Raw genomic sequence first — 12,881 nt, 5'->3', positions numbered from 1 at the left:
GTTTCTAACCTTCGATATCCTTCAAAATTTTCTTAGCTACAACTGGATCACTTGGATAAGGTACATCGACACCCTTAGTCTTTTGATATGGATCATTGCCCTTTCCAGCAAGAACAATAATGTCACCATCATTACTTGAGGTAATCATTTCACGAATAGCGTCTTGACGATCAAGTACCGTTTTGACGGAAACCTTTTCGTGGTCAATTTGATCATCGATTTCCTTACAAATTTTAGCTGGATCTTCAAATCCAGGATCATCTGTTGTTAAAATCGCTGAATCAGCTAGTTCCGTTAGGACTCTAGCAAAGCCTGCACGTCTAGAAACCCCTTTATCACCAGGGCTACCAACTACAACTTTAACTTTTGATTCAGGGTATTCACGCTTAATAAAACTTAATAAAGCATTCATACTAGCATAGTTGTGGGCGTAATCTACAAAGATTGTCCCGTGGTTCTTGGTATTAATATGTTCCATTCTCCCCGGGACGAACGCTTTTTTTAAACTATCAGCGATCACCTCGTTATCAATACCCATAATTTTAGCTGCAGTAATTGCAGCACCAGCGTTTAGTTCGTTGAAGTCACCAACAAGACCTAGTTGATAAGTATATTCACCATGATCTTGTAAGTCTTCAGCTTTGTCGCTTTCAGCTGTATAGGTAAAGACGGAGTCGTTTAGATTAGATTCTTTGTTACGGATACTAAAGTCAGTGTCACCGACTTCATTTTTAGCAAATCTGTAAATATCCTTGTCAGCACTTGTTTCTTTGGCAGCGGCTAGAACTGTATCGTAGTCGTTTGTTTGACGATTAATAATATTTACTTTCGAGTTGACCATTAATTGTTTCTTACAATTCAAATAGTCAGCATATGTAGGATGTTCATTAGGTCCGATATGATCTGGAGTGATATTCAAGAAACCACCGATATCAAACTTCAAACCATAAACACGGTTCTTCTTGTAGGCTTGTGAAGATACTTCCATAACTAAGTACTTCATACCATTATCAACAGCTCTTCTCATATCATGGAATAATTCCATTGATTCAGGAGTTGTTAAATCTGACTTAAACTCGTCGCTTGGCTTTGGTCCAACAATTCTGTCGACTGTTGAGAACAAAGCAACCTTCTTAGGATAAGCACTATTCAAAATATCATATGTAAAGTATGAAGTTGTCGTCTTACCCTTAGTACCTGTGAAGGCTACGATAAATAAATCATTTTGAGGATTGCCATAAAACTCTGCACTCAATAATGCCAAAGCCTTTGAAGCATCCTTAACGATTAAACGATCAATGTCAGTACTGTATTCCTTTTCGGAAACATAGATTTTGGCACCATTTTTAATTGCTTGGTCTAAGTACTCTGCTTTAAACTGATTCCCCTTGCAGAAGAAAATTCCATTGGTTTGGTCTTCTCTAGAATTGTAACTGATCTTTGTTACTTCGAGATTTTCATCGCTTACTGAATCAGAAACTAGTAAGTCATGATTTTTCAAAATCTCAATAGCTTTACTTACTTTCAAACTCATTCTTTCACCTGCTCCTAAAATAGATGTTTAAATAGATGATCAAAAAATTCAACGATCTGATCCCACCAAGACTTCTGGCTAGTCTTCTTGTGTATTATCTTTTTAACATCTGCCTTTTTGAACGGAAGATAACCACTAGCAGTATTAGCAGCAATTAATTTTACCGTTTGCTTATTACGTTTCGCAGTAAAACCTAAGTCGTTACTACTTTCATTATAACTTAAATTTTCAACATTAAAATTCTTTGGCACCCAAATATAACTAGATTGATTAATTTCATACTTTTTTTTGTTAATTGTGACTTCTGAACCTTTTTTCAAAGTTTCTTTGTATTCAAAGTTATCTTTTACATAGTGAGCTAATTTTTGTGTACTTCTAAAACGTTTATCGACATCGTCACTTTCACCTTGAGCATTCATTACGATCGTTACGATACGAGTTCCATCCATCGGCAATGTCCCAACAAATGATTCTCCAGCCTGTTTAGTAGTACCCGTTTTTAAACCATCGAATTCATAGCCCTCTTGATAATCACGTTGACCCTTTAATAATAAGTTCAACGAATTATAAGTCTTAGTTTCATTGTCAGCGGGAAAATCTAATTTAGCCATAGAAGTGGTTTGTAAAATTTCAGGATACTGGTCCAAAACATGTTTAACAATGACACCAATATCGTTCGTCGACAATTTATTTTCACCGTCAGCATTTCCAAGATACATACTTGAATCCAGATCAGAGTTATTTAATCCCGAAACGTTGTTAATTTCAGCATCCTTAATACCCCAATCCTTCAAAGTATTCCGCATCATTTTGACGAAGGCGTGTTGACTGCCCCCAACTTTATCAGCTAACATCATAGCCGCTGAATTGGAAGATACGATCCATGCTGCTTCGTAAAGCTGCTTGACTGTGTAGGAACGGTTAACATCAAGTTTTACATTAGTCAATTCGTTGTCCTTAGTCATATCAGCCTGTGCTTGCGTTGGTTGGAGTGTATCTTGTTCAGTAATTTGACCATCTTTTAAAGCCTTAGTTACTAAGTAAAGTGTAATTATTTTAGTAATCGAACCAATAGCAACTTTTTGATTTGCATTTTTACTGTAAATAACCTGACCTGTTTTTTCATCAAAAGCCATTCCAGCAGTTGCATTTAAGTCCAAACTAGATTGTGAATCAGCCTGAACAGTTGATGCAAACAAAGGTAACGTCAAAATAACTAACGATATTACCAATGTTAACTTTTTAAAGAACTTTTTCATTATTAAACCTCGCAAATCAATCTTTATTGAGTTATCGGAAAATGACTTACAAATGACGTCTTTTCCTTATCAGATGTAACTGCTATTGTCCCACCGTGTAGTTTAACCATACTTTGAGCAATCGCTAGGCCTAAGCCAGTTCCACCAGTCTTTTTGGAACGTGAATCCTCAACTCGATAAAAGCGGTCAAAGACATGTTTCAAAGACTCTTCAGGAATGGCTGGGCCATTATTAGCCACCGTTACAACGACTTCTTTTTCTTTTTGTTCAGCGGTTAACCAGATATGAGTGGCGCCTTTACCGTATTTAAAGGCATTCATGATCAAGTTATTGAAAACTCGGCCTAATTTTTCAGTATCGCCCTTCATCATTATCTTGTCAGGACGTGAATTAACGATAATTTCCATCCCACGTTTATTGGCTTCCAATTCGAAGTCAGCTGACAATTGATCTAACATTTGTGCCATGTCGAATTGAGTCATATTCAGACGACTTGTCGCATGTTGGACGTTAGCAAATTCAAACAACGAATTGACCAAATTTTGCATTTCCAAAGATTTTTTATAGGCAATATGAGTATATTTCAAAATTTGACCCAAATCACTATAATTTTTGCTTTCAATTAGTCCTAGATAGCCAATAACTGAGGTTAGAGGCGTTCTAATGTCATGACTAACATTACTGATCAATTCGTCTTTACTCTTCTCAGATTGTTCTTGTTCCTTAGAACGACGATTCATATTTGAAATCAATAAATTATAATTATCGATAATTCCTTGTAAATTCTGATTAACTTTAACTTCAATTGGCTTGGGCAAATTAGTTGTGGCGCTACTTTGAAGAATTTGTTGAACTTGGTGCAATTCGAAGCGATGATACATCGTTAAAGACATCATAACCGCCAAAATCAGCTGTATCAAAAGGACCAAAACTAAGATCCAAAGTTTTTCACTAAAAAGATTGGACAGATTAGTTTTGATATTTTCGACAAAGCTATTTTTGCCGACCGCTCCTATTAAAATAAGATTGATAATCTGAAATAAAAGAAAGGTGCCTATTCCTTCAAAAAGGAGGACACCTTTTTCTTTTACATTCAGTTTGATTCGTTTATTCAAAATCAAACCTCCACTTTGTAGCCAACACCCCAAACGGTTTCGATAACTTTCTCACCATTGGTTGCTTCTTCTAATTTGTCGCGCAAATGACTGACATGGACCATAACGGTCTTTGCCGAAACGACGCTTTCTTGTTTCCAAACTCTTTCAAAAATTTCGTCGGCAGAGAAAACTCGGTTCGGATGACTAGCTAATAAATAGAGCACACCAAATTCTAGTGCCGTCAATTGAACTTTTTGATCAGAGTCCGTTACTACCTCATGTGAATCCTTATAAATAGTAATTGGTCCCACTTCCAATTTATCAGGTACATTCTTGGCTGTCTGTTGGGAACTGCGACGTAGTAGTGACCGAATTCGTGCCATTATTTCTAATGGATTGAACGGCTTCGTTACATAATCGTCGGCACCCGTTATTAGTCCTTGGATCTTATCCATATCGGTCGTTTTGGCAGAAACAATAATGATTGGAATCTGTGAATTCTTACGAACTCGTTTAACGACTTCAATCCCGTCGATTCCAGGCATCATGATATCCAAGACCATCAGCGCTATATCGCTATGAGCTGCTAATTGGTCCAACGCTTCTTGACCAGAGTTAGCCGTAATAGGCTCGTAACCCTCATTTTTAATATAAATACTAAGTAGTTCTACAATCTCTTTATCATCATCAACCACTAAGATTTTCATCTAATAGACCTCTCAAGCGTACATATATTTACAAGTATACAACTAGTTAGTATTATACAATAAGATAGAACTAGATTACTAATTAGACCGTGAAAGTGAGTTTTTATGGATTATTTAAAAAAGCGTTTAAAGTTTGTTTTGATTATTGTCTTTTCAGTTGCCGTGATTGCCTTCGTTCAATACGAATTACATTTTGATCATAATTTGAATATTAAAAAAGTTGGCACGATCATGACTATTTTGCAGGCCGCTGCTGGTGGTTATGGTTTGTATGGTTTAGTGCAGTTTTTCAGAGTTAAATAGTAGCGGTGGAATTGCCGTCCTCCACAAAAATTGGGAATGCTGTTGGAACGCTATGGACACGACTTGGAGCTAATAATTTCGTTCTTCGCACGAAATCATGGATCTCCAAGATCGGTCTTATTGTAATCGGCATAGCCGATAACAATAACTTCATAGCTGAACGCATTCCCAATTTTTGCTCCGGACTAAAGAGTACTTCTATTGTTTGATTTGAGATAGAGTATTTAATCCAGTACTTCTTTTATGATTTAGAAATTTTTTTACCCAGAAGAAGCATCCGCGTTCCGACTCAGGTTCGTTGGCATGAACTAATCCTACTCCGTTACTTAGCTTTAAATAACAAATAAAAACAGCCCCTATTAAGTATTCAAGTACGAATGATTCGTCTTGAAATACCCAATAGAGGCTGTTCTTTTAATTAAAACATATTCAATTAAATAATTTTCTTTAAATCAAAAAGTCGAAGCTCTCTTTAGTCTGGAACAAAAACTGGGAATGCATTCAGCCGTGAAATCATTGTTAATGGCTTTGCCATTTACAATGAGGCCGACTTTGAAGATCCATTATTTTGCACGAAGTGTAAAATAATTAGCTCCAAAGCGCGCCCACAGCGTTCCAATGCATTCCCAGTTTTTGTGGAAGACGACATTCTTAGCACATCTTCTTTTACAGTCTATTCTCTAGAAGAACGTCTTTTCTTTGATTCCCATATAACGACGGAAAGCAAATCTAATTCCGTATGCTACTACTGCAGCTACGAAGTAACCGACCGCATTAAGTGTTGGATTAATTGTTGTTGGTACGAATGCCATTGCTCCTAAGAAAATGAACATTAGTACTAATCCTAGTGCTAAGTAACCGATTGTCTTACCCCAACCAGGTCTCTCTGATTTTGGTAGTCTCATTTGGTTGTTGAACCATGTTAACAATGCACCCCACATTAATGACAAGACGATCAATGTTAAGATACCTGTTTGATTGTTAGGATCTGTCTTCTTGGAAGTTAAGGCAACGACTCCGTATAGTAATCCAAACAAAGCAAAGAATAACAAAGCTGTATCGATCCATAGTCCCCAGAATGGTGTCTTCTTAGGCTTCTTAACTGGATGAGCAATTTCTTTAGCCTTTTGAGTAACTGGTCCATAAAGTTGATTGGCTGGAATACCCTTAATTTGGTTATCAATCATTTCAGGTAGTAAACCGTCGATAACTTCTTTGGCTTCTTCTTCTTTGAAACCATCGTCTAACAAGTGTTTGTTAAGTTTGAAAACATATTCTGCATTCTTGTTACTTAACTTTTTACTCAAATCGTCAGCGTCGGCGCTGTAAATTTGGCTTGTGACTTCTTCTTTTTTCTCATTTTTAGCTGAAGCAACTTTTTGCTTTTCAGCAGCCTTTTTATTCTTTTCTCTTAAATCCTCTGACATTTTGCTCCCCCTGGACTAGACATTGAAACGAAATTCGATAATATCGCCGTCTTGAACTTCATAATCCTTACCTTCAACACGTAACTTACCAGCTTCTTTAACGGCTTTTTCACTACCTAATTCGTCTAGATCACTAAAGGCCATTACTTCAGCACGGATAAATCCACGTTCGAAATCAGAATGAATAATTCCGGCAACTTGTGGTGCTTTCATACCTTCATGGAATGTCCATGCACGTGTTTCCTTACCACCGGCAGTAAAGAAAGTTCTAAGTCCCAATAACTTGTAACTAGCTCTAATCAATTTATCAAGTCCTGATTCTGTAACACCTTCAGCTTCAAGGAACTCTTTTCTTTCGTCATCATCTAATTCAGCGATTTCTTCTTCAGTCTTAGCTGAAACACCGATAACTTGAGCGTTTTCTTTCTTAGCGTAATCTTCAATTTGTTTGTAGTACTTTGAACCCTCAGGGTCTGCCATGTCGTCTTCGGCAATATTAGCAACGTACAAAACGGGTTTAGAAGTTAATAGGAATAATCCCTTAACAATCTTTTGTTCTTCTTCATTGAATTCGATTGAGCGAACAGCTCCACCTTTTTCAAGAACTGGCTTGATCTTTTCTAGAACAGCAAATTCAGCTTGAGCCTCTTTATCCTTGGCACTCTTAGCTGCTTTTTCAACTCTTGTGTAACGCTTATTGATACTGTCCAAATCAGCGATACCTAATTCTAGGTTGATTGTTTCGATATCATCTAGTGGATCAACTTTACCAGTAACACTTGTGATATCGTCGTCATCGAATGCACGAACAACGTGAACGATAGCATCAACTTGTCTAATATTTTCCAAGAACTTGTTACCAAGTCCTTCACCTTTACTAGCACCCTTAACGATACCAGCGATATCTGTAAATTCAAAAGTTGTGTGAATTAATTTTTTAGCAGGAATCAAAGAATCGATTCTTGATAGACGTTTGTCTGGTACTTCAACCATCCCAACATTAGGATCGATTGTTGCGAAAGGATAGTTAGCCATTTCGGCACCAGCCTTTGTGATAGCGTTAAATAAAGTTGACTTACCAACGTTTGGTAGTCCTACAATTCCGGCAGTTAAAGCCATTAGTTATTCCTCGTTTCCTTTAATAAAATTAGGTGGCATTAGTTGATTTTTAGTCAAATAATGTTGCTCGTTTTCCGTTTTCACCTGGTCGGCTTGTGTTAATACTTTTTTGAATTTTTTCTTAAATTCAGCACGTGGAATCATGACGATATGACCACATCCCAAGCATTTAACTTTAATATCCGCACCCATTCGGATAACTTCCCAGCGGTTTACCCCACAAGCATGAGGTTTTTTCATTAAGATAATATCTCCAAGTTTAAACATACAATTCCTCTAATCTAAATGGATTCCTAATATGTCTAAAATACGGTTCAAATCATCCGTATTTGAGAAATCAATTTCAAGTTTTCCATGACCACTTCTGTTTTCTCTAACAGTAACAGGAGTATCAAATCTTTCGACTAATTTTTCTTCAGTCGCCTTGATATAAGGTGATTTTTGAATAATACGTTTCTTTTTCTTGCTATCGTGTTTGGATTCAGTTGCTAATTGTTCAAGTTGGCGAACTGTTAAATCCTCTTCCACTGCACGTTTAGCGAGTTTATCAATTTGTTCTTTATCTTTCAAACTAAGTAAAGTTCTAGCTTGTCCCATTGATAATTTACCATTCTGTACTAATTTCTTAGTTGCTTCTGGCAAATTCAATAGACGCAAGTAATTGGCAATGTAAGGACGACTCTTGCCTAATCTTTGAGAAACTTGTTCTTGAGTCAAATTTAATTTGGTTATCAAAGTTTGATATGCATCAGCCTCTTCTAACGGTGTTAAATCTTCACGTTGCAAGTTTTCCAAAACAGCAATCTCCATCATGCCTGACTCGCTTAAGGGACGAATGATTGCAGGAATCGTTGTCTTCTTAGCAATTTTGCTTGCTCTAAAACGACGTTCACCAGCAATAATTTCAAAGCCATTAACACTTTCACGGACGATGATAGGTTGAAAGACACCATTTTGTTCGATTGAACGAGCCAACTCTTTTAGAGCGTGTTCATCGAAAGTTTTTCTAGGTTGATATGGATTAGGACGAATATCATCGATTGATAGATCAACTACAGTCTCACTATTTTCATCAATGGCTTCGAATTCAGAAAAGATAGCGTCGATTCCTCTACCTAAACCCTTTTTATTTTTGCTTGATGCCATTACGCTTTAACACCTCCTTGGCAAGATCACGATAAGCTTGCGCACCTCTTGACTTGTCGTCGAAATCAACGATTGGTAGTCCGTAACTTGGAGCCTCAGCTAGGCGTGTATTTCTAGGTACGATCGATTTATAAACCGAATCGCCGAAATATGATTTTACTTCCTCTACAACTTGCGCACCCAAGTTTGTTCTAGCATCTAACATAGTGATCAAGACGCCTTCAATGGCTAAGTTTGTATTAAAGTGTTTTTGAACTAAGCGGATCGTGTTCAATAATTGACTCAAACCTTCCAAAGCATAATATTCACTTTGAACAGGAATAATGATTGAATCACTGGCTGTAAAAGCATTAGTTGATAACTGACCTAATGAAGGTGGGCAATCAATCAAGATAATGTCATAATCAGCATCCACTTCTTCAAGTCCAGCACGTAATCGAGTTTCACGCGCCATCATTGAAGTTAATTCCATTTCCGCACCAGCTAATTGGATTGTGGCTGGCACGATATCAAGATTCTTATGTTTGGTATGAATAATGGTCTTTTTAAGTGGATATTCATTGACTAAAACGTCATAGACATCTTTTTCCACGTTGGCCTTTTTAATACCCAATCCACTAGTGGCATTTCCCTGAGGATCAGTATCTACTATTAATACTTTTTGGCCCAGATCAGTTAAACATGCTCCCAAATTGATGGTGGTTGTGGTTTTTCCGACACCACCTTTTTGATTTGCAACAGATATTTTTCGTGCCATTTTATTCCCCTATCTCTAGAAATTGCTCGACAATTTCAAAAAATATTATCTATGGTAATCACTTTTTTGGCGCTTTTGCCATAACTATACAATCTTATCATTTTTACAATATTATTTAATAGTTTGGAATTATTTCACGAGCGGTTTTTTAGCTGGAGTACCAGGCTTTCTAGGGTACTTTTTAGGTGTCTTAGAAATTTTTTCAACGAAGATAAAATTACGAATTCCAGCATCATTTGGTAATTCAACTGATTCTTGTTGTTTGATTTCTCCGCCTAAAGTCTTAATTGCGTATTCAGCATTTTTTACTTCTTCAGGAGCTTTTTCAGACTTCATAGCTACGAATTGACCGCCAACTTTTGCTAATGGCAAACAAAATTCAGTTAAAACATTCATGGCTGCCACTGCTCGAGCTGTCACAACGTCAAAACTTTCACGAAATTGTGGGTTCTTGCCTACTTCTTCAGCACGTCCGTGAACTAAACTAACATCAGTTAAATTAAGTTTATTAACTAATCCCTCTAAAAATTTGATTCGTTTATTCAATGAATCAACGATTGTAATTTTTAATTTAGGATTAATAATTTTTAATGGCAAAGATGGAAAACCTGCACCTGATCCAACATCGCACAAAGTTAATTCTTCGTTTAAAATCTTTTCGTCAACAAAACCGAGCACGATTGAATCATAAAAATGTTTCAAATAAACTTGGTCTTCATCAGTAATTGAGGTCAAGTTCATTACCTTATTGGTCTCAACTAGTTCATGAAAATAAGTCGCAAATTGTTCCTTTTGAACATCGCTTAATTCAATACCCTTTTGGGCTAAAGCTTCAAAAAATTCTTCCGGTTTCATTAAATACCTCCACTCGTGAAACACTGTTTCACACTCTTTAATCCTATATTAATGAGACACTTAATTCAATGATGAGTTCTAGAAGTTTCACCAAAATATAGTTGCATTTACAACAATAAAATCATATACTAAAATCAATTTAAATTCTGGGGGGCAAATCATGATAACTGTCAAACACACAAATGAACTTACGCCAAAAGAACTGATTGAGATTCTTAAACAAAGAGTAGCTGTTTTCGTTGTTGAACAAAATTGCCCTTATCAAGAAGTTGACAACGATGACTTTGATGATCTCCATGTTTGCTTAATAGAAGACCACCATCTCAAGGCCTATACCCGCATTATTGACAAAGGTGACCATATAACTTTTGGCCGCGTACTAGTAGTTAAAGAATATCGAAAAGATGATTTGGGTCGAAAAATTGTCCAAGCCACCATTGATGAAATAAGACGAAGATTTCCTAATAAACCAATTCAGATCCAAGCCCAAGCATACTTGCAAGATTTCTATGCTAGTTTTGGTTTTCAGGCCATTTCTGAAGTCTATTTGGAAGACAATATTCCGCATCTAGACATGCTACTAGAGAACAATTAGAGGTGATCATATATGAATATAACTACTCTTCCCATTAATATTGAGCAAATCGATTATGCCGAATTGCCTAAACTGCAGAAGTTGAGCATTGAAACATTTAATGATAGTTTTCGTCATTTTAAGGCCTCGAAAGATTTTTCCAATTATACTTTTAAAAATTACAACTACGGACAACTAGCACAGGAAATGTTAAATCCAGATTCTAAATTTTATTTTGTTTACTACAATCACAAATTAGCTGGTTATTTGAAATTGAACTTTACCGCAGAAGCCTTAGAGATTGATCGCTTTTATTTACGTAAAGGCTTTGAATACATTGGTTTAGAAACAAAGCTACTTCAATTTACCCTTCACAAAGCTAAAAAACTCAAACAACACCTAATTTGGAGTCGTGTCTGGGAACATGATGATTCCGTACTCCATTTTTATAAACAATTTGGTTTTCAGAAAGCTAGCAGTGTTCCTTTCAAATTAAACGGTCTGCTTCAAAAAGACTTGATTATGAAACTCAAGCTATAACAAAAAGCGATACAAATCACACTTGTGAAATGTATCGCTCTTTTTGACTCAATGAAGTACTCAAAGTGGCACTTCATTTGCCCCTGCCAAGGAACTTAATTATAACTCATCCTTAGCACATATGCTCGCACCCATCAGGTAAACAATTACAACTTACCTGTTCCGGTGCTGTTTTTAATTTGGTATCCAGCGTTTTTTGTAACGACTCTATATCGCTCTTACTAATGTCTAACGAATTGATCAATTCATTCAAAACTGACCCCGTCTTGTGTGCGCAAAAGTCGTTGAACAAACTGTTAGCATATTCATCCATCGTGTCCTGTTCGGAGACCGTTGCTGAATAGATGTAACGCCCATTTTTCTTTTTACGACTGAGAAATTGCTTCTTTGTCAATCTAGTTATTAGCGTCTTAATCGTTGAGTCTGACCAATCTTGTTTTTGTTGCATTAAATTGATTATTTCTGTACTAGTTACGTGTTTTAAAGTCCACACGATTCGCATAATTTGCCATTCCGCTGAAGAAATTTCAACTTTTTTCTGTTCTTTCTTTACTGCCACAGTATCCATCAAAATCTTCCTCTCTTGATAAACTAATTATATAACATAACTTTGATTAGTTTGTGAATACTTTTGGCTTCTTCCTTAAAAATCGGTTTTGTTGTGGACAATTCTAGCACTATCCATATCCTCTTAAGAGTTCTTTAGTTGCCCATCGTCATAAACTTCAACACAGTAATTCGTTTGACCGCATACTGGACAAGTTAACTTACGAGCTCTGATGTTATGTTTGGCCCAGAAGGCATCTTTCATACGTGGCTTAAATTCAGCTCCACAGTTTGGGCAAATATAATTAGTCTTATGAAAATAATATCTTGTCACTAATGTTGCAACAATAATCAGAATAAAGATTGCAACGATAAATGGTATCCATTGACCTTTAATGATTCCCCAAGCTAATGTGCCGTATTCTAAAATATTGAATGGAATCCCATATAAAACCATTCTCAAGTGAACTTTACGCAATTCTTTTTTATTTTTCATAATATCCTCTATGTCATCAATTGTCTTAAGCGATACTTGATTGATCTGAGGTAGGTTTTTTCTCAACTCTTCTATTGTTTTTAATTGTTCACGTGAATCTTTCAATGTATCTTTAATGGCTTTTTGTTGCTGTTCTAAGAGTAAATTTAAAACAGTAATAGAATTCTTACTATCAAGAATTTCATCGATTGCTTTTAACGACAAACCTAACTTTTTTAATAAAAGAATCAGCTTTAACCTACTCAAATCTATATCGGTATATATTCTCCGACCACTTTCCACGATTTTACTGGGTCTTAATAAACCTTTTTTATCGTAATATTGTAGTGTCCGGACAGATACTGATGCTAATTTGGCCAATTCACCAGTTGTATATTCTGACATAGATTATCACCTCTTTCTGTAATTACTTTTTACCTTATTACGTAAGGTTATTAGCAAGCATTTCTTCTTTTTTCTTTCTGTAACGCCGTTATATTTTTTAAATTGCTGATTAATTGCCATATTTTTCAAAGAGTCAT

General features: G+C 36.1%; 15 protein-coding genes. 3 read left to right on the top strand and 12 right to left on the bottom strand.

Annotated features, from left to right (window positions below):
• Positions 1-4: 4 nt before the first annotated feature.
• The 4 genes from U8526_RS04090 to U8526_RS04075 are packed head-to-tail and all read right to left on the bottom strand — an operon-like array spanning position 5 to position 4,597.
• On the bottom strand, positions 5-1,534 hold the full coding sequence (locus tag U8526_RS04090) for a UDP-N-acetylmuramoyl-L-alanyl-D-glutamate--2,6-diaminopimelate ligase (RefSeq protein WP_334340695.1): 1,530 nt from the start codon (positions 1,532-1,534) through the stop codon (positions 5-7).
• A 14-nt stretch (positions 1,535-1,548) separates the two neighbouring features.
• Complete coding sequence (locus U8526_RS04085) at positions 1,549-2,793, bottom strand: D-alanyl-D-alanine carboxypeptidase family protein (RefSeq protein WP_334340694.1); 1,245 nt, start codon at positions 2,791-2,793, stop codon at positions 1,549-1,551.
• Between the two features lie 23 nt (positions 2,794-2,816).
• On the bottom strand, positions 2,817-3,908 hold the full coding sequence (locus U8526_RS04080) for a sensor histidine kinase (RefSeq protein ID WP_334340693.1): 1,092 nt from the start codon (positions 3,906-3,908) through the stop codon (positions 2,817-2,819).
• Positions 3,909-3,910: 2 nt separating this feature from the next.
• Positions 3,911-4,597: a response regulator transcription factor gene (locus U8526_RS04075; RefSeq protein WP_334340692.1), complete on the bottom strand. Its 687-nt coding sequence runs from the start codon at positions 4,595-4,597 to the stop codon at positions 3,911-3,913.
• A 105-nt stretch (positions 4,598-4,702) separates the two neighbouring features.
• Between U8526_RS04075 and U8526_RS04070 the strand changes: the two genes are divergently transcribed.
• On the top strand, positions 4,703-4,900 hold the full coding sequence (locus U8526_RS04070) for a hypothetical protein (RefSeq protein ID WP_334340691.1): 198 nt from the start codon (positions 4,703-4,705) through the stop codon (positions 4,898-4,900).
• A 680-nt stretch (positions 4,901-5,580) separates the two neighbouring features.
• Here the strand turns inward: U8526_RS04070 and U8526_RS04065 are convergent.
• From U8526_RS04065 to rsmG, 6 genes are all read right to left on the bottom strand, one after another.
• A complete protein-coding gene (locus tag U8526_RS04065) occupies positions 5,581-6,327 on the bottom strand; it encodes a DUF1129 family protein (RefSeq protein WP_334340690.1) in 747 nt (248 codons plus the stop codon).
• A 15-nt stretch (positions 6,328-6,342) separates the two neighbouring features.
• Positions 6,343-7,446, bottom strand: a complete 1,104-nt coding sequence (ychF, locus tag U8526_RS04060) for a redox-regulated ATPase YchF (protein WP_334340689.1) — start codon at positions 7,444-7,446, stop codon at positions 6,343-6,345.
• A gap of 3 nt (positions 7,447-7,449) precedes the next feature.
• Positions 7,450-7,713: a DUF951 domain-containing protein gene (locus tag U8526_RS04055; RefSeq protein ID WP_334340688.1), complete on the bottom strand. Its 264-nt coding sequence runs from the start codon at positions 7,711-7,713 to the stop codon at positions 7,450-7,452.
• Positions 7,714-7,722: 9 nt separating this feature from the next.
• A complete protein-coding gene (locus U8526_RS04050) occupies positions 7,723-8,592 on the bottom strand; it encodes a ParB/RepB/Spo0J family partition protein (protein ID WP_334340687.1) in 870 nt (289 codons plus the stop codon).
• Positions 8,573-9,349 carry a ParA family protein gene (locus tag U8526_RS04045; protein ID WP_334340686.1) on the bottom strand — a complete coding sequence of 259 codons (777 nt, stop codon included), beginning with the start codon at positions 9,347-9,349 and terminating at the stop codon, positions 8,573-8,575. The genes U8526_RS04050 and U8526_RS04045 overlap by 20 nt, the downstream gene beginning before the upstream one ends.
• 129 nt (positions 9,350-9,478) lie before the next feature.
• On the bottom strand, positions 9,479-10,204 hold the full coding sequence (gene rsmG / locus U8526_RS04040) for a 16S rRNA (guanine(527)-N(7))-methyltransferase RsmG (protein WP_334340685.1): 726 nt from the start codon (positions 10,202-10,204) through the stop codon (positions 9,479-9,481).
• Between the two features lie 160 nt (positions 10,205-10,364).
• Between rsmG and U8526_RS04035 the strand changes: the two genes are divergently transcribed.
• Together U8526_RS04035 and U8526_RS04030 are read left to right on the top strand one after the other, a co-directional pair.
• Positions 10,365-10,799 carry a GNAT family N-acetyltransferase gene (locus U8526_RS04035; protein WP_334340684.1) on the top strand — a complete coding sequence of 145 codons (435 nt, stop codon included), beginning with the start codon at positions 10,365-10,367 and terminating at the stop codon, positions 10,797-10,799.
• Between the two features lie 12 nt (positions 10,800-10,811).
• A complete protein-coding gene (locus tag U8526_RS04030; protein WP_334340683.1) occupies positions 10,812-11,318 on the top strand; it encodes a GNAT family N-acetyltransferase in 507 nt (168 codons plus the stop codon).
• Positions 11,319-11,430: 112 nt separating this feature from the next.
• Here U8526_RS04030 and U8526_RS04025 read toward each other — a convergent pair whose 3' ends face one another.
• Both U8526_RS04025 and U8526_RS04020 read right to left on the bottom strand, forming a co-directional pair.
• A complete protein-coding gene (locus U8526_RS04025) occupies positions 11,431-11,886 on the bottom strand; it encodes a CopY/TcrY family copper transport repressor (RefSeq protein ID WP_334340682.1) in 456 nt (151 codons plus the stop codon).
• Between the two features lie 123 nt (positions 11,887-12,009).
• Positions 12,010-12,744, bottom strand: a complete 735-nt coding sequence (locus U8526_RS04020; protein ID WP_334340681.1) for a MerR family transcriptional regulator — start codon at positions 12,742-12,744, stop codon at positions 12,010-12,012.
• Positions 12,745-12,881: the final 137 nt, after the last annotated feature.

The sequence above is a fragment of the Companilactobacillus sp. HBUAS56275 genome (genome assembly GCF_036913655.1).
In the GTDB taxonomy this organism is placed as follows: Bacteria; Bacillota; Bacilli; order Lactobacillales; family Lactobacillaceae; genus Companilactobacillus; species Companilactobacillus pullicola.
The sequence above is the reverse complement of the archived record's forward strand: the minus strand, read 5'-3'. Positions and strand labels throughout refer to the sequence as shown.